General features: G+C 72.2%; 16 protein-coding genes and 2 pseudogenes. 7 read left to right on the top strand and 11 right to left on the bottom strand.

Features of this window, described 5'->3' with window-relative positions:
• The first annotated feature begins 84 nt into the window (after window positions 1-84).
• Window positions 85-402 (top strand): DUF6401 family natural product biosynthesis protein, encoded by a 318-nt coding sequence (locus ACIBK4_RS47790; RefSeq protein WP_399005988.1) that lies wholly within the window; start codon window positions 85-87, stop codon window positions 400-402.
• A 311-nt stretch (window positions 403-713) separates the two neighbouring features.
• Here ACIBK4_RS47790 and ACIBK4_RS47785 read toward each other — a convergent pair whose 3' ends face one another.
• Both ACIBK4_RS47785 and ACIBK4_RS47780 read right to left on the bottom strand, forming a co-directional pair.
• On the bottom strand, window positions 714-1553 hold the full coding sequence (locus ACIBK4_RS47785) for a hypothetical protein (RefSeq protein ID WP_399005986.1): 840 nt from the start codon (window positions 1551-1553) through the stop codon (window positions 714-716).
• A gap of 141 nt (window positions 1554-1694) precedes the next feature.
• On the bottom strand, window positions 1695-5672 hold the full coding sequence (locus ACIBK4_RS47780) for a helix-turn-helix domain-containing protein (RefSeq protein ID WP_399005984.1): 3978 nt from the start codon (window positions 5670-5672) through the stop codon (window positions 1695-1697).
• Window positions 5673-5925: 253 nt separating this feature from the next.
• On the opposite strand from ACIBK4_RS47780, the gene ACIBK4_RS47775 reads away from it, so the two are divergent.
• Entirely contained in the window at window positions 5926-7167 is a 1242-nt protein-coding gene (locus tag ACIBK4_RS47775; RefSeq protein ID WP_399005982.1) for an amidohydrolase, read from the top strand.
• Here the strand turns inward: ACIBK4_RS47775 and ACIBK4_RS47770 are convergent, their stop codons facing one another.
• From ACIBK4_RS47770 to ACIBK4_RS47740, 7 genes and pseudogenes are all read right to left on the bottom strand, one after another.
• Complete coding sequence (locus ACIBK4_RS47770) at window positions 7168-8529, bottom strand: extracellular solute-binding protein (protein WP_399005980.1); 1362 nt, start codon at window positions 8527-8529, stop codon at window positions 7168-7170. It lies immediately after the preceding gene.
• Window positions 8529-11138, bottom strand: coding sequence for a substrate-binding domain-containing protein (locus ACIBK4_RS47765; RefSeq protein WP_399005978.1), 2610 nt, complete (start codon window positions 11136-11138; stop codon window positions 8529-8531). Before ACIBK4_RS47765 ends, ACIBK4_RS47770 begins: the two co-directional genes overlap by 1 nt.
• A 4-nt stretch (window positions 11139-11142) precedes the next feature.
• On the bottom strand, window positions 11143-11493 hold the full coding sequence (locus ACIBK4_RS47760; RefSeq protein ID WP_399005976.1) for a hypothetical protein: 351 nt from the start codon (window positions 11491-11493) through the stop codon (window positions 11143-11145).
• Between the two features lie 82 nt (window positions 11494-11575).
• Window positions 11576-12004: pseudogene (locus tag ACIBK4_RS47755) on the bottom strand (hypothetical protein); the annotation flags it as partial.
• An 870-nt stretch (window positions 12005-12874) separates the two neighbouring features.
• Window positions 12875-13501: pseudogene (locus ACIBK4_RS47750) on the bottom strand (hypothetical protein); the annotation flags it as partial.
• 99 nt (window positions 13502-13600) lie between these two features.
• Window positions 13601-14794, bottom strand: a complete 1194-nt coding sequence (locus ACIBK4_RS47745; RefSeq protein ID WP_399006015.1) for a PP2C family protein-serine/threonine phosphatase — start codon at window positions 14792-14794, stop codon at window positions 13601-13603.
• Window positions 14795-14834: 40 nt separating this feature from the next.
• Window positions 14835-15473, bottom strand: a complete 639-nt coding sequence (locus ACIBK4_RS47740) for an NAD(P)-dependent oxidoreductase (RefSeq protein WP_399005974.1) — start codon at window positions 15471-15473, stop codon at window positions 14835-14837.
• Between the two features lie 101 nt (window positions 15474-15574).
• Between ACIBK4_RS47740 and ACIBK4_RS47735 the strand changes: the two genes are divergently transcribed.
• Window positions 15575-16063, top strand: coding sequence for a hypothetical protein (locus tag ACIBK4_RS47735; protein WP_399005972.1), 489 nt, complete (start codon window positions 15575-15577; stop codon window positions 16061-16063).
• Between the two features lie 88 nt (window positions 16064-16151).
• On the opposite strand, the gene ACIBK4_RS47730 is transcribed toward ACIBK4_RS47735, so the two are convergent.
• Window positions 16152-16718, bottom strand: a complete 567-nt coding sequence (locus ACIBK4_RS47730) for an SH3 domain-containing protein (protein WP_399005970.1) — start codon at window positions 16716-16718, stop codon at window positions 16152-16154.
• 210 nt (window positions 16719-16928) lie between these two features.
• Between ACIBK4_RS47730 and ACIBK4_RS47725 the strand changes: the two genes are divergently transcribed.
• Window positions 16929-17891, top strand: a complete 963-nt coding sequence (locus tag ACIBK4_RS47725) for a hypothetical protein (protein ID WP_399005968.1) — start codon at window positions 16929-16931, stop codon at window positions 17889-17891.
• A gap of 45 nt (window positions 17892-17936) precedes the next feature.
• Here the strand turns inward: ACIBK4_RS47725 and ACIBK4_RS47720 are convergent, their stop codons facing one another.
• Entirely contained in the window at window positions 17937-19271 is a 1335-nt protein-coding gene (locus tag ACIBK4_RS47720; protein ID WP_399005966.1) for a PLP-dependent aminotransferase family protein, read from the bottom strand.
• 90 nt (window positions 19272-19361) lie between these two features.
• Here ACIBK4_RS47720 and ACIBK4_RS47715 point away from each other — a divergent pair, with 90 nt between their 5' ends.
• The 3 genes from ACIBK4_RS47715 to ACIBK4_RS47705 are packed head-to-tail and all read left to right on the top strand — an operon-like array spanning window position 19362 to window position 23154.
• The gene (locus ACIBK4_RS47715) at window positions 19362-20117 is read left to right on the top strand and encodes an alpha/beta fold hydrolase (protein ID WP_399005964.1); all 756 of its coding nucleotides are present in this window, start codon (window positions 19362-19364) and stop codon (window positions 20115-20117) included.
• A gap of 38 nt (window positions 20118-20155) precedes the next feature.
• Window positions 20156-21154, top strand: a complete 999-nt coding sequence (locus ACIBK4_RS47710; protein ID WP_399005963.1) for an endonuclease/exonuclease/phosphatase family protein — start codon at window positions 20156-20158, stop codon at window positions 21152-21154.
• Between the two features lie 26 nt (window positions 21155-21180).
• Window positions 21181-23154: an FUSC family protein gene (locus ACIBK4_RS47705; protein ID WP_399005961.1), complete on the top strand. Its 1974-nt coding sequence runs from the start codon at window positions 21181-21183 to the stop codon at window positions 23152-23154.
• The last annotated feature ends 158 nt before the right edge of the window (window positions 23155-23312 follow it).

The following is a 23312-nucleotide window of genomic DNA, read 5'->3' as shown; positions in this document are numbered from 1 at the left end:
TGTCGCCGAGCGTAATCACTCCGTGGCATCCCGGTGACGGGAATCACCCAACCCACCCGCCCCCGCCTGTCGTACGGTGGGCAAATGTCCCCTTTGGCCAAGATCAGCGACTCGTACGCGCCGCGCTTCGCGGAGTTCGCGTTCGAGCCCGCCTTCGTGGCCGCGGTCGACCAGCACGTGGCTGAACTGCGCGAACGCCTCGCCGCCGGCGGCCCGGACCTGACGCCCCCGCCCCCGGACCGCGCCGATCTCACGGACTACGCGCTCGGCTTCCTGGACGCGCTCGCGGAGCTGGACTGGCGCGAGCCGGTCGGCCACGACTACGCGGTGTGCAGACTGACCGCCATCAGCTGGCTGGTCCACCGGCACGGCCTGCTGCCGCAGCAGCGCCACGGTGACTGAAAACGGTTTTCCACCGTCCCAACTCGCCCTGAAGCCCTTCCCGTTGAGTGCCCCGACCCCCTAAGTTAGGCACGCATTAAGCGTGTTTAATTCGCTACTGTCGCTGCTGTTGCCGTCGCTGTCACTGTCGTTGCGAGGTTGGTATGTCCGCGCGTTACGTCAGAGGATTCTGCGCCGCCGTCATCGCCGTAGCCGCCCTGATCGGAGCGGCGAACGCGAGCCCGGCCAAAGCGGCCGAGCCCCGTCCGGCCCACGAGGCCACGCGGGTTCAGCATCTCCACGTGGCCCGGTAGGGCCGCTGTCCCCACAGGTCACATGCCTGACGACCCCGGCATGCCCGACGACCCGGGCATGTCCCGTCGTCCGTCCGTGCCCGTGTCCATGCCCAGGTCCGTCCGCTCCCGCACCGGCTGGTTGGTCAGTGCGTCCTCGCGGCCCGACTGGTAGGCGGTGAGGCTGCCGCGGGCGTTGGTGGTTTCGCGTTCCGCGGCCATCAGCATGCGTTCCATGCGCTGGCGCATCGGGGTGATCATGCCGCCGCCGACGCCGACGATCAGGATGCCGGCCGCGGTCGCGAGGGCCGCGTAGAGGACCGGCTGGGTGACCGAGGTGGCGATGCCCGCCTGGCCGAGGGCCGCGATCACGCCGAGCGCCATGATGCAGGCCCAGACGATGGTCGCGAGCATCTTGCCGTACGACATGGGGGAGAGGGCGCTGCCCACGATGCCGCGGACCGCGTTGGCGATGGCCATCGCGACGACGACCAGGACGACCGCGACGATGCCGCGCGGGAGCCAGGCGACGATGCCGTTGATCATCGTGCTGACCGGGTTGGAGCCGAAGACGCCGAGCGCGAGCTGGAGGGTGATCAGCATCAGCGCGTAGTAGACGATCTTGCAGACGATGCCGGTCATGTCGTACTTGGAGTCCCGCAAGTACCGTTCCGTACCGGCCCGTTCGGAGAGTTTCTCCGAGCCGACCTTGCGCAGCACCCGGTCCAGGACGCGGGCGATCATCTTCGACACGAACCAGCCGATGGCCAGGATGACCAGGAAGCCGACGAGCTTCGGCACGAACTGCGCGACCTTCGACCAGGCGTCGTTCAGCCCCTGGGTGAAGTTGATGGCGAGGGTGGCTTCGGGAACAGCCATGGGCGGCACTTCCTTCGGTGGGTGCTAGTGGGTACTACCGGCCCCCTTGTTCTTCGTTCCTCATCAGTGGAGCAGCGGCGTGCGGACGTGGCCGCGTGAGCTGGGCCGTACGGGTGAAGAGCCGCCCTCGGCAGGCGTCCGTCAGCAGATACGGCGGTACGGCGCGTCCGGCGCGTACGTCCGCCACTGCGCCCTCGTCAGCTCCGCGTTCCCGGTGCGGGCGCAGACCCGTGCCAGGGCCCGGGCCGGGTCAACGGCGTAGCGCTGGAGCGGGACGTGCGCGCTGCCGGCGTAGACCGTGGTGCCGTCGGGGCTGAAGGCGAGGGATGTGATCGCCTCGCCCGGGGTCGTCAACGGGGCGCTGCTGAGCGGCTGTTGGGTGGCCACATCCCAGAGTTGCAGGCTGCCGCCGTCGCCGCCGACCGCGAGGGTACGGCCGTCGGGGCTGAAGGCGAGGGCCGCGATGCCCTCCGGGGTGGTGCCGAGCGGGGTGACGGCGGTGGCTGTCGGGGCGGGGAACACGTTGCGCAGGATGCCCTCGCGGTGGCGCAGCCCGCCGTCCCACAGGTCGACCCGGCCCGTCTGGTCGCCGGCCGCCAGCGCGGAACCGTCGGCGGTGAACGCCAGCGCGCCGATCTCGTCGCCCCGCACGAGGTCCTTCCCGGTGGACCGGCCCGACGGCGGGCGGGCCACCCTGCCCTCGCCGACGAGCAGGGCACCGTCCGGGCGCACGGCGAGGTGGCTGCCGGTGACGCCGGTGAGGACAGCGGTCCTGCGCCGGCGCGCGAAGTCCCAGGTCTCGTCGGCCAGTTGGCCGACGGCGGTGTCGCGGACGGCGTAGAGGGCGTGGCCGCGGCTCGGGCCGAGCGCGAGGGCGACGGCCGCGTCGCCCGGCAGGTCGAGCGTCGCGAGGGATCTCTCCCGGCGCACGTCCCACACCCCGAACGGCTGCGCCACCGCCTCCCTCCCGGGCGCCGAGATGCCGAACGCGAAGCGGGTGCCGTCCGGGCTGAACGCCATCAGGGGGAGGGTGGCGGCGGGGACGGTCGGCAGGGTGGGGTCGGCGGAGACCGGGACGCGAGCGGCCGGGAAGGTGTGCAGGACGCGGCCGCTGGAGGTGGCGCGGAGGCGGAAGACGTAGTGGTCGCCGGTGCGGGCGGTGGTGGCGTAGGTGCGGCCGTCCGGGCTGAGGCGGACGTCGTCGAGCGGGGTGGAACGCCAGGCGGAGGTGACCGCCTGGCCCAGGTCGAGAGTGTGGACGGTGCCGCTCTCCAGGTAGCGCAGGGTGTGGTCGTCGCGGTCCCAGACGAGGCCTCCGTAGAGGTGCTGGTTGTTGAGTTCGTGGCGGAAGACGGGGGCGGCGGGGTCGGTGAGCCGCCAGACGCGGAGTTCCGAACTGTCCGCCGTCGCCATGAAGGTGCGGTCCGGGCTGAACGACGCGTACTGGACCCCGGCGTCGCGAAGGTCGGCGACCTCGTGGCCCGTCGCGGTGTTCCAGACGCGCAGTCCGGTGCCGGTGGCGGTGGCGACGGCGAGGTGGTCGTCGGCGAGGGCGAGGAACGGGGCGTCGGTACCGCAGACGGCCCGGTCCTGGCGCCAAGTCCCTTGCAGTTCGCGTGAGTTGACCGTGTCCCATACGTGCACGGTGTTCGCCGAGCAGGCGGCTGCCGTGCGGCCGTCCGGGCTGACGGCGGTGAGGGTCGTGGCCGGTGCCTGTGCCGGTGCCTGTGCCTCGAAGGTGACGTGGCCGTCGGCGAGCGAGTGCAGCCGTATGTGGTCGCCCTCGGTGGTGAGGAGGGAGCGGTCGTCCGCGGTGAAGTGGACGTCGCCGATGCCGTGCAGGGCGGGGGCGTCGGTCCAGTGCCGGGTGCTCGTGTTCCAGAGGCGCAGGTCGCCGTCGGTCTCGGTGACTCCGAGGATGTGTGCGGTGGCGCCGGTGGCGGTCACCGTGCCGGTGGGTACCCGGCCCGAGCCGGTTTCTCGATGGGTGGTCACGTCCCAGGTGCGCCAGTTGCTGCCGGATGCGCTGAGCAGGGTGCGGCCGTCGTCGGTGAGCATCCGGCGGGTGTTCTCGCCGGGAGTGGGGTCGGTGAAGGCGTCCGTCTCCGGCTGCGCGAGTGAACCGAGCAGTGCGCGGCGTGACTCCGGCAACTTGTCCGTTTTCCAGGCGGCGATGCCGAGTTGGAGGGCGGTGCGGGGGTCGGTGGTACGGAGGCCGTCGGCTACGTCGGCGATGCGGCGGGCCGCGCTCTGTATGCGCTGGCGTGTGTTGTCGTTCCGCTCGTGCCAGACGGCTGCCGCCGTCAGCACCGCGACGATCAGGACGATGGACAGGGAGGCGGTGAGGGTGCGGTGGCGGCGGGTGATTCGGGTGGCTGCTCGGCGTTCGGCATCGCGGGCGGCGAGGGCGGCGGTTAGGAAGGCGTGTTCGGGGGTGGTCAGGGGGGTGGGGAGGTTGGGTTTGGGTTTGGGTTCGGGGTCGGGTGCGGGTTCGTGGGGGCTGGTCGCGCAGTTCCCCGCGCCCCTAAGGGGGTTGGGGGTGGGCGGGGTTGGGCGGGAGCCGTCTGTCGCGCCCACGCGGCGGTAGCCGCCCATCAAATGCAGCCCCGCGCCCCTTAGGGGGTCGGTCGCAAGGGCGCCTGCCCGGCCCGCCGTACTGCCCCCCGGCTCCTGCTCCTCCCCGAACAACTCCTCCGCCCTGGCCAACCGCGTCCCCCGATACAGCGCCCCCGGATCCCGATCGTGCTCCAGCCACGTCCTCGCCGCTTCCGTCAGCATGCGGTGGTGGCGGAGGCGTTCGCGGTCTTGTTCGATCCAGTCGTGGAGGCGGGGCCAGCAGGTGATCAGGGCCTCGTGGGCCAGATGGACGCCCTCCTCGTCGGCCGTCAGGAGGCGGGCTCGGGTCAGGCGTTCCACGACCGTCGGTATCGCCGGGTTCGCCCAGTCCGACAGTTCCGTGCGGGTCAGGGGGCGGCGGGTGTCCGGGGTGCCCTGGCCCGGGACGACCATGCGGAGCAGCAGGTGGCGGGCCGTTTCGGATTCCGCCGGGGTCAGGGTGCCGTAGACCTGCTCGGCGGTCGCGGCGATCGCGCCGCGGACGCCGCCCGCCGCCTCGTAGCCCGACAGCGTCAGCAGGCGGCCCTTGCGGCGGCGCCAGGTCTCCGCGAGGGCGTGGGAGAGCATCGGGAGGCCGCCGGGTTCGTCGAGGACCTCCTCCAACAGGCGGGCGGTCAGGGTGCGTTCGACCAGGCAGCCGACCGCCTGGGCCGGGCCCACCACCGCCTCCCGCAACTCCTCCGCCGTCATCGGACCGAGCAGCAGCGCGGCCCCGTGCAACGCGTCGGCCAGGCCGCGGTGTTCGGCGCAGCGGGCGTAGAAGTCGGCGCGGACCGACACCAGGACCCGGAGCTTCGTTTCCTCGTCGCGGGCCGCGAGCAGCAGGTCGATGAAACGCGATCGTTCGTGCGCGTCCTGGCAGAGGGTGAAGATCTCCTCGAACTGGTCGACCACCACCCAGCTCTCCGGTTCGGAGGGGGCGGGGGTGAGGAGGTGGGCGTAGGTGGTGGCGGGGGTCGGTCCCGGGGTCAGGATGCGCAGTCTCGCCGGGCAGGCTCCGGACGCTATCTCCTCCTGCAAGCACGCGATCAGGCCGGCCCGCAACAGCGACGACTTGCCGCTTCCCGACGGGCCGAACAGGACCGCGAAACGGTGGTCGCGGACCAGCGCGTGGACGTCGGCGATCACCCGGTCGCGGCCGAAGAAGAGGTGCCGGTCGGTGGGTTCGAAGCGGGCCAGTCCTCGGTACGGCGGTACCGGGGCGTCGTCGTCCGGCTCGGCCGTCTCGGCGGCGCGGTGCGTCTCCGCCTCGGCCTCCTTCCAGCGCGGGCCCCACTCGGCCGGGTCGCCGCCGCAGGCCAGGACGTACCCCTCGACCACGGCGAGCGTCGGCAGCCGTTCGCCCGCCGCCGCCTGGGACAACGTGGTCGCCGAGAAGCCCGCCGCCTTCGCCATCGTCCGGTACGACGGCCCGCCCGCGGCCCGGCGCAGCTCCCGCAACGCGTGCGCGAGCCCCTGCACGGCACCCGCCCTCGGGTCGACCGGTCGCTCGGGACGACCCATGCGCGTACCTCCGTACACCTGGCGAAAGCGACATCCGGAGCGATGACCATACGGATGATCAGGAAACGGCGGGGTGACCCCGAGGTGACGGCTGGGTGACGCAAACCGACCCGCGTCCCCAAAACGGGACTAAATGGGACCGAACGAGACCGATCGACCGGGTCGGCATACGCGTGACCAGCCAGCCCCTCCACCGGCACTCCCCCTTGTCACTCCGGGGCTCCCCGACAGCTCCCCCGCATACGCTGCCTTCGTGACCTCTTCCGCCGCCGCGCGCACCGCACTCGACCTCACCGCCGACCTCCCGGTCACCGACCTCGAAGACTTCTACCGGGATCTGCACCGCCACCCCGAGCTGTCCGGCGAGGAACACCGCACGGCCGCGAAGCTCGCCGAACGCCTCACCAAGGCGGGGTACGACACCGTCGAGGGCATCGGCGGCACCGGCGTAGCCGCGGTGCTCCGCAACGGCGACGGACCGACCGTGCTGCTGCGCGCCGACATGGACGCGCTGCCGGTCGCGGAGGAGACGGGACTGCCGTACGCCTCCTCGGTGCCCGGGGTGATGCACGCCTGCGGGCACGATCTGCATGTGACCTGGCTGGCCGGTGCGGCCCGGGCGCTGGCCGCGGGGCGGGACGCCTGGTCGGGGACGCTGGTGCTGGTGGGGCAGCCCGCGGAGGAGACCGGCGAGGGCGCGGCGGCGATGGTGGCCGACGGCCTGTACGAGCGTGTCCCGCGCCCGGACGTGCTGCTGGGCCAGCACGTGGCGCCCGGACCCGCCGGGTTCTACCCGCACTCGCCCGGGCTGATCATGTCGGCGACCACCGACATCGACATCGTGATCCATGGGCGGGGCGGGCACGGCTCACGGCCCGAGACGACCGTCGACCCGGTCGTCACCGCCGCCTACCTCGTCACCCGGCTGCAAACGGTGGTCTCCCGGGAGATCGCCGCCCGCGACTCCGCCGTCCTCACCGTGGGCCGCATCGAGGCGGGCACCCGGCACAACATCATCCCGACCACCGCCCGGCTCTCCCTCAATCTGCGCACCCAGTCCGCCGACGTACGGGACCGGATGATCGCCGCGATCCGCCGCATCACGGCCGGCGAGTGCCTCGCCGCGGGCTGCCCGGCCGAGCCCGAGGTCACGGTCGGCAACGACTTCCCGATGACCGTCAACGACGCCGACACCGACCGCCGGATCGCCGCCGTCCACACCGAGGTCCTCGGCGCGGGCACGGTCTTCGACCCCGGCCCGGCGATGGGCAGCGAGGACTTCCCCCACCTGGTCCCGGACGGGGTGCCGTACTCCTACTGGTTCGTGACGAGCACCCCGGCGGACGTGTGGGACGCGGCGCCCGGTACGGACCTGATGGAGAAGTTCCACGCCGTCCCCAGCAACCACAGCCCCGAGTTCGCCCCGGACCTGGTGACGGTCGCGCCCGGGGTACGGACCCTGGTCTCGGGCGCGCTGTCCTACCTCGCGCACTGATCAGTTGGGGAGCGCCTTCCTCAGCGCCGCGTCCAACTGCCGTGCCAGCGCCGCGTCTTGGGGCCGGTCGTCCCGGAACAGCGGGCCCAACTGCGCGCTGAAGGTCTGCGTGAACGCGCCGTAGAGCGGAGTGCGCGGACGCTGAACCGCCTTGCGCAGTGCGGGAAGCAGCGTGGTGCGGGCGTACGCGGGACGCCCGGCCGCGTCGCGCGGCATCGGGTCGGTGCTCTCGCCGGTGGGCGAGGCGGACGGCGTCTGCCCGGCGCCGACCGCACCGCAGGTCACGTTGTTGTCCACGTAGGCGGAGGTGCGGGTCGCCGCGAACCCCGCGTCCAGCAGGCAGCGTTCACTCTGCCGGCCGGTGAGGTACGTGATCAGCTCGGCCGCCTTGGCCGCCCGTCCGGACGACTCCGTCACCGCCAGGTTCTGCCCGCCGAGCACCGCGCGCCCCGGCAGCGGGGCGACCCCGAGCTGGTCCGTGCCGAACGACTGGTGCAGGGTGCGGTAGGCGTACGGCCACTGCCGCAGGAACTCCGTCCGGCCGTCCGCGAAGTCACCGAGCGACTCGGCCTCGTCGGAGTGGAAGGCGTCCGGGAGGGTGTACGACGGGTCGGCGCGGGTGCGCAGTTCGGCGATCCCGGCCGTCAACTCCCCCACAGAGGCGTCGTAATGACCGTCTCCGTCGGTCAACTCGAAGTCCGGCACCGCCGACGCGAACGCCTCGATCGCGTTGACCGTGCGGCCCTCGTAGGCGCCGAGCTGGGTGGTCCAGCCCGTGACGCCGGGCATCTTCTTCGTGACGGCGCGGCTCAGTTCCTGCAGCCGCGCCCAGCTGACGCCCTGCTCCAGCTCCGGCCGCGACACCCCCGCCCGCCGCAGCAGATCGCTCCGGTAGTAGAGCAGCCCGACATCGCTGTTGAAGGGCGCCGCGTACACCTTGCCGTCCCAACGGGCCGTGTCCGCCACGGACTTGATGACATCGGCGTCCAGCGTGCCGGCGGGCAGCGGCCGGACGAGACGCGCGGCGGCGAACTCCGGCACCCACGTCACGTCCAGGTTCACGACGTCGTAGTCGGCGCTCCCGGACTGCAGGGCGCCGAGCAGCTGGCTGCGCTGTTCGTCGGCGTTGCCGGGAAGTTCGACCAGCCGGGCCCGGTACCCGGTCCCGGCCTTGTCCTGCTGCTGGTTCCAGGCCTCGATGAGCTGCTCGCGGATGCCGTTCTTGCCGGTGACGTCCCGGCCGCTGGCCACCACGATCTCGCCCGGCCCCTCGTCGGGAGGCGCCCCCGACGAGGTGTGGCCGCCGCTGCACCCGGCGACCAGCAACAGGGTCAGCAGTGCCGCGTACCGCCGTCGGCTCATCAGTCCGCCCCCGTTCCGGTGCGCGCGACCTCGTCGTGCAGGCCCGCACCGAGATCCGTGTCCGCGTCCAGACAGCGACCGCCGCTCACGTCGGAGATCCGCTCGTCCGCCTTGCCCTTGTCGCAACCGCCGCTCACCAGCGACACCATCGCCACCGGCACCTTCACCGACTTCGCCTTCTTCAGTACGGCGTCCAGCCGCGCGCCGGTGAGCCGGTTGTTGTCCTCGTCGTCGGTGACGTACACGATCAGCCGGGGCCGCTCGTCGTCGGCGCCGTGCTCGGCCAGGTAGTCGAGCGCGGCGAGCAGCGCGGCGTGCGGATCGGCCTCGGCGTCCTGGACGGTGGCCTTGTCGATGGCGCGCTCGGCGGACGTGCGCGGATGCGGGCCGAAGGGGAGCAGCACCTGGTACGGCGGGTCGTGCGGGTCCAGCCCGGAGACGCCCCACACCCCGTACTTGTCGCCGCTGTCGAGCCCGCCGAGCCCGCCGAGGGACTGCTTCACCAGCCCGCGGCCACCGCTCGGCCCGTCCCAGAGGGCGCCCATCGAACCGGAGTCGTCGATCAGGAAGAGCACCCGGCCGGCCCCGTCGGCTTTGCGGTAGCCCGTGAGCGCGTCCTCCATGTCCTGCTGCTTTCGGGCACCGGCCGACAGATCCGCGGGCGCGGGATCCACCCCGGTGCCGGGCGAGGGGGGCGCGAGCAGAGGGCGGTCGCCGCCGGCCGAGCGGAAGCCGTCCGCCGCGAACACGGCCCGGCCGCCGCTCCCGGCGAGCCAGCGGTGGAAGTCCTCGGCCGCCGTGTCCCGCGCCTCCTGGTCCCGGTCGGCGCCCTGCCAGCCGACGCGGACGAAGGCCGGCTCGATACCGGGCGTGTCGTCCGGGTACTCGGCGACCCGGTCCACCCGGGTCGCCCGGTCGCAGCCGACCCCGCTCTTCAGCAGGAACTCGGGGACCAGCGCGGCGGTCAGGCGGTCCGTGTCCGAGTCGTCGGGCAAGGTGCACAGCAGATCGGCGGCCGTGGGGGAGGGCGCCCCCGGCGAACGCACCAGGCCTTCGGCGGTACCGGGCTCCGAGCCGTGGTAGAGCCCCATGGTCGCGAGCAGTGCCGCGTCGGTGAACTCCGGGTCGGGACGGCTCACTTGGACGTCCGGCGCCCGCCCCCGCAACACGGTGATGAGCTCGTTCAGCCGCAGACTGCTACCCGAACTCCCCCCACCGGCAAGGTCCTTCGGCACGGCGAGCACCAACGGCGAGTAGGCGAGGGGCTTGGCGTCCGTGGTGAGGGCGACGACGGAGTCCACGTCCTGGTGGGCGGTCACCCGGGAGGCGTCGGCGACCGAGGCGGGGATCCAGATGTCGGGCTGCGGACCGATGTCGCGCTGCGGGTCGGTGTCCTCACGGGGTTCCTGCCAGGCGTCCGACTGGCGCTGCAACGCGGTGACCACGTCGGCGGAACTCGCGCTGTAGACGGTGATCCCGCTGCGCCGGCAGCCGTCGCCGGTGGTGTTCGCGTCGGAGGTGAGATACGCGTCGGCGGCCGTACGGACGGTGGACTCCAGGTCCGGGTCGGCGAGCAGGCGCAGTTCGAGGGGCGGCCCGCAGGAGGGGGTGGAGGCGGTGAGGGTGTAGAGGCCGTACGAGCCGAGTCCCAGAGCGACGAGGGCGAGCACCAGGGTGATCCAGGACGCCGTTCTCAACAGCGCCCACACCCACCCGAACCACCCGGCGACGGCACCGCCACACCTCCGCAGCAGGGCGAGCAACGCCTCCCAGCCGCGCCGGATCACCGAAGCCCCCGCGTCCGCACCGGGCACCCCCGAAGAACCGGCCGCTTCCCCCCGATCCGGCCGATCCCCCCTGTCCTGCCGAACCGGGCGGGCCGACAGCAGGACGTCCTCCTCGGGTTCCCACCGCCCGCGCGGCTCCCAGGGATCACCGCGTACGGTCGTGTATCCGTCCCGGCGCATCAACTCCCGTAACTGTCTGGAGAGTTCGACGAACCGCACCTCGCCGTCCCGGTCGAGGAGCCGTACGAGCCGTTCGGTGAACGGCGTCGGCCGGGTGCCGTCGCCCGCGTCGATACGGTGGTTGGCCTGCACGCTCATCTGGAGCAGCACGTGCCGCTTGTCGCGGAAGTTCTCCCAGATCCAGCCCGCGTTGCCGGCGAAGCAGCAGTCGAGGATCACGACGATCCGCTCGGCGCGGCCGGCGGCGAGCATGGTCAGCATCGTGGTGACCATCTCGGCGCCCGGGAACACGGCCTGGCCGCCCGCGACCACGCTGGCGTTGCGCATCTGCAGGAACAGTTCGTCGCCCGCGGCGGGGATCGCGCCGTGCCCGGCGAAGTACACCAGGAGCAGGCCCTCGGCCTCCTGGGCGGCGGTGCGCAGCGCCCGGTCGAAGTCGTCGAGCGTGGGCGAGCGCAGCACCCGCACCTCGTGGTCGCCGAAGATCCGCCCCCTGGGCAGTACGTCCCGTAACCGGTTCAGGTTGTGCTTGACGGCCGGGAGATCGCCGGGCACGCCGAAGGGCGGCGCGGTGATGTCGTACTCCGAGACGCCGACCAGCAGCGCCCGGTTCGCCTTCCCCCGCGGGTCGAAGTCGGACACCGGGCTACCCGTTGCCGTCGGAGGACACCACATCCACGTCCACCTGCGGCGGTTCTCCGTGCTCGACGTCCCGACGGTTGTTGCGCCAGGCCACGACGGCCCGTCTGATGTCCTGCACGAGCTGATTGAAGACGGGCGCGGCGGCGGAACTGACGAGGGCCACGACGATCTCCGAGCCGACGCCCATGGGCGCCCCCGCCTCAACCTCACGGGGCCGCGCCTCACCCACCCGCAACTCACCCGCGCGCAACCGCTCTTCCAGCGGCTCCTCCCGCGCCAGCCACGCCATCAGCGCGCCGACATCACGCGCGTCCGCGGTCCCGTCCAGCCGTACGCGAATCTCCTGGTCGGCCACGCCATCCCCCTCAGCCTTAACGCACCATCATGGCACCGCAGTTGACTCCAGGGGAGGGAGATTCAGGGAGCTTCCCGAGTCTTCACGAGTTGAGCGACTGCGACTGCAACTGCCGCAACTGCTCCCGCACATGATCCAGGGCTCCCTTACGCCGCCCGGGCACCCGCCCTCTCAACTCGGCGAGCGCGACGCCAAGTTCGCGTGCGGGTGCCTGTTCCTGAATCAACCCCCACTGATGATGAGCCCGATCAACAGCAGCCTCAACGATCGCTGCCCCAGGCGCCTGCCCAGCCCCCAACCGCGCCCCAGCCACCGCAAGCCAACCCTGACAACTCCGCACCGGATCCCCCGCCAACATCGCCAGATCGGCCCGAACTTCGGTCCAGTGCAGCGCTTCTTCGGAACCCCGGCCGTGTGCGCGCACGGCAGCTTGCTCATGCTCGGCGGCGAGGGCATCGGCGTCGAGGTATCGGCCGGCTTGGGCTGCGGAGGCTACGGCGATGTGGGGGTCGGTGGGGTCGTGGAGTGACGGGGTGGGGTGGTGCGTTGGCGGGGTGGGCTGACGGGTTGGCGGGGTTGGGGGCGCGCTGTCGTGGGGGCGGGGGGTGCCGTCTTGCCGGCTTGGCGGGGCGCTGTCGTGAGTTGGCGGGGTGCCTTCCTGGACCGGCGGCGCGCCGTTGTGGGTTGCCGGGGAGCCTTCCGGGACTGGCGGCGCGCCGTCGTGGGTTGGCGGGGTGCCGTCTTCCTGGCTTGGCAGTGCGCCGTCGTGGGTTCGAGGGTCACTGTTCTGGGCTCGCGGCGCACCCTCTTGGTCTCGCGAGGCGCTGTCGTGGGTTCGGGGCGGACTGTCCTGGCTGCGCCGCGCATCCTCCTGGTCCGACGGCGCGCTGCTTTGGCTCGGCAGCAGGCCTTCCGGGTTCGGCGGGACACTGTCCGAGTTCGGCCGCACACCCTCCAGGCCTCGCGGGTCACTGCCGTAGCTTCGCACCGGACCGTCCTGGCCGCGCCACGCATCCTCCTCGCTTGGCAGCACGCTGCTTTGGCTCGACCCCGCACCCTCCAGGATCCGCCGCACATCCTCCGCGCTCGGCAGCACGCTGGTCTCGCTCCGCCACGCGTCGTCCCGGCCCAGCGGCACACCTTCCTGGCCTTGCGGCGCCCTGTTCTGACTCGGGCCCGCATAACCCAGCCCCTCCGGCGTTATGGGCGGCGCACCCTCTTCCCCCCACACCGCACCGTTCTGACCCAGGCCCGCAAAATCCAGCCCGTCCGGCGTTTGAGGACGAGGCCCCTTCAGGGCCGATGGGGGTCTGGGGGCGGAGCCCCCAGGGACGCCCGCACCAGCACTCACCGGCACGCCAAAACTCCCCGGCACCGCAACACCCGGCATCGCAAGCACCACATCCGCATACCCCTCCGCCCCCAGCCGCTCCACCGCCTGCTGATGCAACTGCTCAACCGGCGGACGCCACCCGCTGCGCAGAATCGTCGCGACCGCCTTCATGTACGCCGGGACGGCCACGCTGCGGCGAGCCGGGGGCGGGGCGATGCGGCCGTAGACCGCGTTCGTGCGGCCCGAGTCGAGGGGATGCGTGTGGAGCCACTGCCAGGTCTCCGCGTCGGTGTGGAGGTCGAGCAGCAGGGTGGTCGTACCCGGTGCGCGCAGCCGCAGTTCCTCCCGGACCCACGCCCACGGGAACCCGGTGTAGCGAACGGTCGCCGGAGTCGTCCGTGCCAGCGCCAGGTGCGGAAGGTGCTGTTTCCGGTCGAGTTGGAGTTGCCCGGCGACGAACACGGTCAACGGACCCGGTGCCGTGGCCGCGGCCCGCAACCGGGTCAACACAGCCTGCGGCTCCAACGGGTCGGCGAGTTCGACGACGTTTGCCGTGTCCGTGCCGGCCAGCACGGCGGGGTCGACGGCCGCGAGGACGGGGAGTACGGAGGCCGCGTCCACCAACCGCCCCTTGCCGACCGGCGAGGCCGCGAGCAGCAGCACCGTTCCAGGCATGCGCCCTCCCCCGAACCCTCGAACACGGCGATCACATCATTCACTTCGTACCCAAGCACCGTAACCTCTGCCCAACCTCTGCTGCTGCAAAGGGTGATGTCACGACCGCCGTACCGCGAAGATCGTGGTGTCGTCGGCGAGATGTCCTCCCCCGTGCCGCAGCGTGCTGTCCCGGACATAGGCGACCAGACGCTCCGGGTCGGCGAGGTGCGGATCGGCCAGGACACCTTCCGTGACAAGGGACTTGAGGGGGTAGAAGACACCCGCCCTGTCCCGCGCCTCCGTCACCCCGTCGGTGACCACGAGGAGGGTCTCACCGGGGCCAAGGGCGACTCGTAGCGTCGGCGGTGGTCCGTCCATGTGGGCCAACTCGCCCAGCCCCAGCGGGAGTCCGTGCCCGGGCGGCAGCGACCGTACCCCCTGCGGACCGACCACCAACGGCGGTTCGTGACCGAAGTTGACCACCTCGACGATGTCCGGTTCGGCGACGGGAAAGCTCAGCAGCACGGCCGTCGCGAACCGGTCGATGCGGTCGTCGTCCTCACCGCCCAGCGCGGCGAGATGCAACCCGTGCCGATGCATCCGGGTCTCCAACCGGGCGGCGACGGTGGCGAGTTCCGGCTCGTGATACCCCGCCTCACGGAACGTGCCCAGCAACGCGGCCGCCGCCTCCACCGCCCCGAGCCCCTTGCCCTGGACGTCACCGACGAGGGCCCGCGTGCCGTGCAGACCGGGCTGGATGTCGTAGAAGTCGCCGCCGACGCGGGCGAAGGCGTCCGCGGCGAGATACACCGCCGCGTGGTCGAGGCCGCCCCAGCCCGGCGGCAGCGGGCGCAGCAGCGTACGGCGGGTGGTCTCGGCGACGTCCCGCATGTGCAGCATGCGGCGTTCACCGCGGACCCGGACCACACAGGCCAGGACGGCGAGCGCGCCGCCCACCCCGACGAGGATGAAGTCGGGCAGACCGGTCTGGTACTGGTGCGGCCAGGCGTGATCGGCGAGCGCGTACGTCGCCATGCCCAGCACGGCGAACACGGCCGTACCCCACACCCCGCAGATCGCGGCGGCGATCCCCGGCACGAGCACGATCCACGACACCGTCCGGAACTCGCCGCCCGTGTTCCAGTCGACGAGCAGGATCGTGACGAGCACCAGCAGCGGCGGTATCCAGGCGACGCTCCGCCCGCGCACCCGCAGCAGATGCTGCCGCCGGAGCGCGTCGGGGTCCCCGGCGCGGGGCAGCCGGTCGAGCGGGGAGCGCCCGGAGTCGCCGTAGCGCCACGGTCTGAGCACTCCGCGGCGCACCGGTCCGAGCCCATGGCCGCTCACGGCGTCAGTACGCGACCGACATCCGGCCGCGCGGGTGGGCGTGCGCCTCCAGTTCGTCGACGAAGGCCACCGCGTAGTCCTCGGCGCTGATGAAACTGCGGCCCTGGTCGTCGGTCATGAACTGGTCCCCGTCGACGCGGAAGCGCCCGGTGCGGGTGCCCGGGGCGATCTCGGCGGCGGGGGAGACGTAGGTCCAGTCGAGGCCGTCGTCGAGGGCGCGGTAGTAGGCGAGGACGGCGCGGTGGGCGTGGGCCTCCGGGAGGTAGGCCTCGGGGAAGCCGGGCTGGTCGCTGAGCGCCTGGCCGGGGGCGACCTCCAGGCCGCCGGCGCCGCCGACCACCATGAGCCGCCCGACCCCGGCCGCGCGGACGCCCGCGACGAGCGCCTCGTTCAGGGCGAGGAAGGGGCCGCTCGGGTCGCTGCCGTCGCGGGGCGGTACGCACGCGGAGGCGACCACGTCGGCGCCCCGCGCGACCTCGGCGACCTTCTCCCGGTCCGTCGCGTCGGCCGCCGTCGCGGTGACCCCGGGGACGGGCGACTGGCCGGAACGGCTGACCGCCAGGACCTGGTGGCCGCGGGCCGACGCCTCCGTGGCGATCCGGCTGCCGACCATGCCGGTGGCGCCGAAGAGTACGAGCTTCATGCGCCCCAGCGAAACACGGGCCAACGGAGGCCGCACGCCGACTTGCCACCGCCTCCGCCGGGGTGTGCATTGGTAGTACGGGGAGAGAGAGGAGTGCTCTCATGGCTCAAGCGGCACCCACACCCGGCGGAATGACCGGCCCGGGCAGCATCTCCGGCCGACGCCGAATGCCCGGCCGGAGCGGATTCACGGGCAACCTGCCCGACATCTTCGACGCACGCGTCCACCGCGTCGCGAAGGTCGCGATCCCGGTCGTCCTGGGGCTCGTCTACGGCTACTGGGCGGCGGCCAACCGTCGCGGCGGCGGCCCCATCACCGGCTGGAACATCCTGTTCGGCTTCGTCACGGCGCTCGCGTTCATCGTGCTGTGCCTGGCGGTGGCGCAGTTCGCGCCGCTGCTGAAGCGCGAACTGCACTCGCTGGTCAAGTCCGGCTTCGCGGGCGCGGCGCTCGGCTTCCTCTACAGCCAGAGCGGCGAGAGCATCCTGCGCTCGGCGGCCCTCGGTCTCGTGACCACGGCGGCCGTCTTCCTGGTCTTCTTCTACCGCTACTACACACGCGAGGACGGAGAGGGCAACCGCATCCGCTGACCGCCCACCGGCAGCAACACGTGGGCCCCGGCACCGAGTTGGTGCCGGGGCCCACGTAATTCCCTACGATCCCTTCCCTACGACCGCCTTACGGCGCCCAGTTCCAGATGCCGCCGCCGCTCGACGAACCGGAGGAACTCCAGCTCCAGGTACCCGAGGCGCTCCACGACCCGGAGGCCGACGTGCTCCACGAGGAGTTGTCGTCGTTCCAGTTCGGGTCGTTGTTCCAGCTGGAGTTGCCCGAGTTGCTGTTGCCGTCGCGCCAGCCCGGACACGGGTCCGAGCAGGACGGCACGCCCTGGCCGCCGGTGTCGACGAACGCCGCGCTGGCCCAGGCCTGCGCGCCGACGAGCCAGTACCAGTCGGGATTCCCGTTGACGCTCTGTCCCCTGACCACGCATTGGACGCGGTCCTGGCTGCCCGGTGAGAGCGCGGCGACGACGGGTGAGTGGGTGGTGGGCGACTCCCGCACGTTCAGTTCCGTGCGGGACACGATGGTGCCCCAGATCGGACTGCCGCCACCGCCACCACCGCCATGTCCTTCGGCGTACGTGGTCGGTGCTGCCACCGCCGTCGTGCCCGCCGCCGCGACGGCGAGGGTGCCACCGGTGAGCAGGGCCGCGGCCAGAGTCCGCAGGGCCGGAGTGGTGCGCATGTTCGGCCTCCTTCTCCCCGGTTCCAGGAAACACCCGTTCGGGTGAAGCCTCCACCGGAGAGCGGACCGCCCAGTTCCGCCAAGGGTTCCGCGCCGGTGCCGACGGATTCCGCGACCGGGCCCACCCATTCGGTGCGACCTTTGACCCATACGCAGTCAAAAACCCCCGACCCGCTCGCGTACGACGCGCTCCGGCCGTGTCCTGAAGGCGTGCCCCCACGTCTCCGGAGCGCCCTGTCGGCCGTCCTCGTCGCCCTCTCCTGCCTCCTCACGCCCTTCGGCGCGCTGGCGGCCTGGGCGGCGTACGGCCTGACCGACTCCGGCCGCTACGTCACGACGATGGCGCCCCTCGCCGCCGACCCGGCCGTACGGGACGTCATCGCGGACACCGTCGGCGCGGGCATCATGCGCCAGGTACAGGTCGGCGGGGTGCACGTGGGCGGGGTCAGGGTGAGTTCGGCCCGGGGCACGATGGCGCCGTTCGTGCACGACGCCGTGCGCTCGTTCACCGAGACCGAGGCCTTCCGCGTCGCCTGGGACGAGGGCAACCGCGTCACGCACGACGCCGTACTGCGCGCCCTGGAGGACGAGGAGCAGGACGGCACGGTCACCGTCGACCTCGCCCCCGTCACCGACCGGCTGAAGCACCAACTCGCCCGCGAGAACCCGCCGTTGGCGAACGACATCCCCGTCCAGCACACCGAGGTCGCGGTACTCCCGGCCGGTGAACTGGGCCCGCTCCGGAAGGGGTTCCACGTGCTTGAGGTCGCCGGCTTCTGGCTCCCCGTGGCCGCCGCCGTCTTCGCCGTCACCGGGATCGCCGTCGCCGTGCGCCGCCGCCGCGCGATCACCGCGACCGCGCTCGGCACGGCCCTCGGCGGCGCGCTGCTGGGCCTCGCGCTCGTGATCGGCCGCCACTTCACCGTCGCCGACCTGCCGGCGGAGGTCTCCGAGGCGGCCGGCGGCGCGATCTACGACGCCCTGACCGCGACCCTGCGCACGGTCGCCTGGCTGCTGGCGGGCGTGGGCCTCACGGTGGCCGCCCTGGCCTGGCTCACCCGATTCGCCCGCCCGGTACGGGAGTTCGTGCTCCTGCGCCTCCTGCGAGACCGGCGAGCACCCGCAGCCCCCGCCGCAGACCACGCCCAACAACCGACCCGAGCCCAAGCCTGACCACCCTCACACGGCTCACCCAACACACCCACCAGACCGGGAAGTTCATCCTCCCCCGCCCCGCGCGAGACCGGCGAGCACCCGCAGCGCCCGCCGCAGATCGGGCACAGCGGCCGACGCGAGCCCGAGCCTGACCGCGTCCGGGGTCACCTTCGGATCGACGCTGAAGGCGGTCCCGGGCGTGACGGCGATCCCGTGCGCGGCCGCGGCAGCCGTGAAGGTGTCGGCCCGCCACGGCGCGGGCAACTCCCACCAGGCGTAATAGGTGAGCGGATCGGCCCGTACGACGAACTCCCCCAACTCCTCGGCGACCAGCCGCTGTCGGGCAGCCGCGTCCTCCCGCTTGGCGGCCACCAACCGCTCCACGGTCCCGTCGACCGTCCACCGCACCCCCGCCTCCAACGCGAACCGCCCCGCACTCCACCCACCGGACCGAATGGCGACGCCCACCGCGTCGACCCGCCCCTCGGGCACGACGAGAAACCCGACGGTCAGCCCCGGCGCGACCCGCTTCGACAGCCCGTCCACGACATGCACGAGCCCGGGCGCGTGGGCGGCGAGCGGCGCGGGGGAGTCGGGATGGAGGAACGACCAGATGCGGTCCTCGACGACAGGCAGCCCCAACTCCCTTACGACATCGGCAATTTCCCGCTTCCGCACCTCACCGGTCGTCACAGAGGTCGGGTTGTGGAGCGTCGGCTGGAGATAGAGGGCGGAGAGGGGCGCGGTGCGCTGCGCGGCGACGACCGACTCCGGCCGCAGCAGCCCGTCCCCGTCCACCTCCAACGCGACCAGCGTCACCCCGAGCCGCCCCGCGATCTCCCTGACCAGCGGATACGTGAGCGGCTCGACCCCGACCCGGCCGCCCGGCCGGACGAGGGAGGCGAGGGTGGCGGCGATGGCCTGACGGGCGTTGCCGCTGAAGAGGACGCGGTCGGGGTCGGGCCGCCAGGTGGGCGTGGCGAGCAGATCGGCGACGGCCTCGCGGGCCGCCGCAGTGCCGGTCGCGGCCGCCGGACGCAGGGCCTCGGTCAGTACGTCGGGGCGGAGGAGGGGCGCGAGGGCGGGGGCCAGCAGCTCCGACTGCCCGGGCGCGGAAGGGTAGTTGAGCTCCAGATTCACCGGCGCCGAGGTAGCCGCCTCGACGATCGCCCGCCCGTACGGCCCCGCCGCCGCGGCCCGCACAAAGGTCCCGCGGCCGACCTCCCCCACCACCAGCCCCCGGCGCACGAGTTCGGCGTAGACCCGCCCGGCCGTCGACCCGGCGATCCCGCGCTGCCGGGCGAACACCCGTTGCGGGGGCAGTTGTTGACCCGGCCGGAGCCGCCCGGAGGCGATGTCACCCGCGACGCGGTCGGCGATACCCCGGTAGTCCGCCATCCACCCTCACCTCCCCCTCACGTCCCCACATTGCACCGAGGGCAAAGATCTTATTGCACCGAGGAGTTGAGCGGATCTAGGGTCGATCACATGCCACCCGATACTTCCCCATACCTCCCCCTTGTCCTCATCCACGGCCACCCTTTCGACCACACGATGTGGACCCCGCAGACCGAGGCGTTCTCCCCGACCCGCAGGGTCATCGCCCCAGACCTGCGCGGCTACGGCGACCACCCGCCCCCGGCCCCCGCCGTCACCCGTTTCTCGGACTTCACCACCGACATCGAGGCCCTGCTGGACGAGTTGAAGGTGGAGACGTTCGTGCTGGCCGGGCTGTCGATGGGCGGCCAGATCGCGCTGGACTGCTACGGCCGGTTCGGCGAGCGCGTCCGGGGCCTGGTCCTGGCCGACACCTTCCCGAGGGCGGACACCCCGGAGGCCGCCGCCATCCGCAACACAACGGCGGACCGCCTCCTACGGGAGGGCATGCGCGGTTACGCCGACGAGGTGCTGGAGCGGATGGTGGCGCCGTACGCGGACCCCGAGGTCAAGGCACACGTCCACCGCATGATGACGAACACCGCCCCCGAGTCCGCCGCGGCCGCCCTCCGCGCCCGTGCCCAACGCCCCGACTACAGAGCCCTGTTGACCAGGGTCACCGTCCCGACCCTGGTCGTGGTGGGCGCCGACGACACCTACACCCCGGTCCCGGACGCCGAGGCGATGCACGCGGCGCTCCCCGCCTCCACGCTCCGGGTGATCGAGGGCGCGGCACATCTGCCGAATCTCGAACGCCCGAGGGAGTTCAACGAGATGCTGGGGGAGTTCCTGGCACACGTGGGATGATTCGGACACACCTGCCCCTACCGGCGGAAGGCCAGCACTTGGGCACCGCGACCACCGAGTGGACCGCCGCCGACTTCGTGCCCGAACGCCATCGCGCGCGCCGCTTCACGCGATGGTGCGCCGGGTTGCTGTTCGCGGGCGCGAGCGTGGTCGTCGGCTGTCGTACGGCGGACACCGACGGCATCACCCCGGTCCCCCAACTCCTGGCGTTCCTCCCGTGGTTGCTGGTGCCGACCGCCTTCGGCCTGCTCCTCTCCCTCCTCTCCCGCTGGCGGCTGGGCCTGGTCTGGGGCGTGGCGCTGCTGGGCCTGCTGGCGTGGTTCATCGAGCCGTACGGGAAGAGCGGGGACCCGAGCGGTCCGGCGATCGCCGAGTTCCGTGTCCTGACCTCGAACGTCGAGTTCGGGCGGGGGACGGGTGCGCTGGTGCCGGTGATCCGGCGGGAGCGGCCGGACGTGGTGTTCGTGGAGGAGTGCGAGTACACCTGCCAGGCCACGCTGCGACGGGACTTCGGCACCGAGTTCCCCTACCGGCAGGCGGTGGCGGCGGCCGGTTCGCACGGTTCGATCATCATCAGCCGCTTCCCGCTCAAGGGCACGAAGGGCGTCACCGGCACGATGGGCATGCCCGGCGCGGTCGCGGACGTGAACGGTCACTCCGTACGGCTCCAACTGGCGCACCCCATGCCGCCGTTGCCGAACCAGGTCGCGCTGTGGCGCCGCGAGCTGAACAGACTCCGCACCTTCGCCGCGGCCGACCCCACCACCCCCACGATCCTCGCCGGCGACTTCAACTCCTCCCAGGACCATGCCGCGTTCCGCCGCATCCTGGACACGGGCCTGCGCGACGGCGCCCGCATGACAGGCCACGACCGCACCCCCAGCTGGCCGGAGCGGTTCACCCCCACCTTCGGCACCCAGATCGACCACGTCCTCCTGTCCCCGGACTTCTCCGCGAACAGCGCCCGCTTCCTCGACATCGCCGACACCGACCACCGCGCGCTGCTGGTCGACATCACACTCCACCAGCACGAATAGGGGAGGGGGCCGCCCATAATGGGCGCATGTCCCGCGAGTTCCCCATCGGCCTCACACCCCCCGACTGGCTGGTGAGGAACCTCCAACCCCAGCAGGCCCCCCTCAACTGGCCGGCCATCGCCCGCGCGGCGATCGCCATGGCCCTCCCCCTCACCATCGGCCTGGCCGTCGGACAACCGGCCTACGGTGCCCTCGCCTCCATGGGCGCGCTCTCCGGCGTGATCGGCGACACCGCCGACGCGTACCGCATGCGCATCCTCAACATCGCGATCCCCCAGCTCTTCGGCGCGATCGGCGTCACGCTCGGCTCCGCGGTCTACGGCCACGGCTGGTACGCGGTCGCCGCGCTCACCGGCATCGCGCTCGTCTCCGGGATGATCTCGACGATCGGCGCGGTGGCCTCCGTATCGGGCCTGCTGCTGCTCCTCAACTCGGTGATCGGCGCGGGACTTCCCCTCCCCGGCGCATGGTGGCTGGCCCCCGTGCTGATGTCGGGCGGCGGCCTCCTGGTCCTCCTCCTGGCCCTGCTGGCCTGGCCGTTGCGCTCCGGAATCCCGGAACGATCGGCGGTGGCGAACACCTACCGCACGGTCGCCGACCTCCTCGCGACGTGCGGCGACGACCCCACCGCCGGCTACGACGCGGCCCGCCAGACGGTCACCCAGTCCCTGAACCAGTCGTACGACCTCGTCCTGGCCCGCCGAGCCCGCCACCACGGCCGCAGCCCCGAACTCACCCGCCTGCTGGCCCAGTTGAACGCGATCACGCCGGTGGTGGAGGCGGCGCCGGCGGTCCACCAGTCCGGCCACCCGCTCCCACCCCAGATCCGCGAGGCGGTCCGCCACCTCGCACACGCCGTGGAAACCGGCTACACGGGCCCGATAGGCCTCGACCTCCCCACCCCCACCGGCGAGACGACCCGAGCGGTCGACCACGCCCTGCGCCACGCGGCCGAGGTGGTCACGGCCCCGGACGTGGACCCGAGGGGCATCGACGACCGCCTGGGCCGCCCGGCAGCCCTCCGCATCCGCACGGCGAGAGCGGCCCGCAACGTCCTGCTGTCCTCCGGCTCCTGGCGCTACGGCCTACGCCTGGCGGTCTGCATCGGCCTGGCGCAGGTGTTGGTCTCGTCGGTCCCGGTGGCGCGGTCGTACTGGGTGGCGCTGACGATCACCTTCGTCATGAAGCCCGACTTCGGCTCGGTGTTCTCCCGGGCACTGCTGCGCGCGCTGGGCACGGTGGCGGGACTGGTGATCGCGGCGGCGGTGCTGTCGGTGGTCCCGAGGGGCTGGTGGGAGGTCCTGGTCCTCCTCGTCCTCGCCCCGCTGATCCCGGCCCTGACCCCACGGGGCTACGGCTACCAGACGGCCGCGATCACCCCGGTGATCCTGCTCCTCTCCGACGTCCTGAACCACCAGGGCACGGCGTTGCTGCTCCCCCGCCTGGTGGACTCGCTGATCGGCTGCGGGATCGCGCTGATCGCGGGCTATCTGCTCTGGCCGGAGAGCTGGCACACGAGGGTGGGGGACCGGTTGGCGGAGGCGGTGGCGGACACGGCGCGGTATGTGGAGTCGGCGTTCGGTACGGCGGAGGCCGGCGCTGTCGCTGCCGGTGAGGAGGTGGACCCGGCGGTACGCGCCCGTATGCGCCGGCGCCTGTACCGCGATCTGTCCGTCATCCGTACGGAGTTCCAGCGCGCGCTCACCGAACCCCCGCCCACCGGCCGCCTCGCCGCCGGCTGGCTCCCCCTGGTCGTGGCCGTGGAACGGATCGTCGACGCGACGACGGCGGCGCGAGTACGGGTGAAGCACGGGGCACCGGTGCCGTCGCCGGCCGAGGTGACCCAAGTGGCGCTCCAACTGCGGGAGTTGTCGCAGGGGGTACGTGAGTCGGAGGTGCTGGTGGAGGTCCGTACGGATCTGACGGGCCCGGCGGACAGTGTGCTGGAGCCGTTGCGCCAGGAAGTCGCGGCGGCCCGGGCGATCGCGTCGCCGCACTGAGGGTGAACACGGGCCGACGAACGGGTGCGCGAAGTGGCGGGTGAAACAGGGGGTGTTGACGAGACGCGCCTCACGCGCCTTGCCCCTGCCTAAGATCGCCATCCGAGGCCGCTAACCTTACGTGTCCGTCCTGGCCAGGGATTGACGGCTTCAACTCA

The organism is Streptomyces sp. NPDC050528 (assembly GCF_044457795.1).
Classification (GTDB): domain Bacteria; phylum Actinomycetota; class Actinomycetes; order Streptomycetales; family Streptomycetaceae; genus Streptomyces.
This window is presented reverse-complemented; position numbering and strand designations above follow the sequence as displayed.

Bases quoted from the DNA above. Each gene is read 5' to 3' on its own strand.
- ACIBK4_RS47790 (WP_399005988.1), top strand. From the start codon at position 85: ATGTCCCCTTTGGCCAAGATCAGCGACTCGTACGCGCCGCGCTTCGCG.
- ACIBK4_RS47785 (WP_399005986.1), bottom strand. From the start codon at position 1,553: ATGGCTGTTCCCGAAGCCACCCTCGCCATCAACTTCACCCAGGGGCTG.
- ACIBK4_RS47780 (WP_399005984.1), bottom strand. From the start codon at position 5,672: ATGGGTCGTCCCGAGCGACCGGTCGACCCGAGGGCGGGTGCCGTGCAG.
- ACIBK4_RS47770 (WP_399005980.1), bottom strand. From the start codon at position 8,529: ATGAGCCGACGGCGGTACGCGGCACTGCTGACCCTGTTGCTGGTCGCC.
- ACIBK4_RS47740 (WP_399005974.1), bottom strand. From the start codon at position 15,473: ATGAAGCTCGTACTCTTCGGCGCCACCGGCATGGTCGGCAGCCGGATC.
- ACIBK4_RS47735 (WP_399005972.1), top strand. From the start codon at position 15,575: ATGGCTCAAGCGGCACCCACACCCGGCGGAATGACCGGCCCGGGCAGC.
- ACIBK4_RS47730 (WP_399005970.1), bottom strand. From the start codon at position 16,718: ATGCGCACCACTCCGGCCCTGCGGACTCTGGCCGCGGCCCTGCTCACC.
- ACIBK4_RS47720 (WP_399005966.1), bottom strand. From the start codon at position 19,271: ATGGCGGACTACCGGGGTATCGCCGACCGCGTCGCGGGTGACATCGCC.
- ACIBK4_RS47715 (WP_399005964.1), top strand. From the start codon at position 19,362: ATGCCACCCGATACTTCCCCATACCTCCCCCTTGTCCTCATCCACGGC.
- ACIBK4_RS47705 (WP_399005961.1), top strand. From the start codon at position 21,181: ATGTCCCGCGAGTTCCCCATCGGCCTCACACCCCCCGACTGGCTGGTG.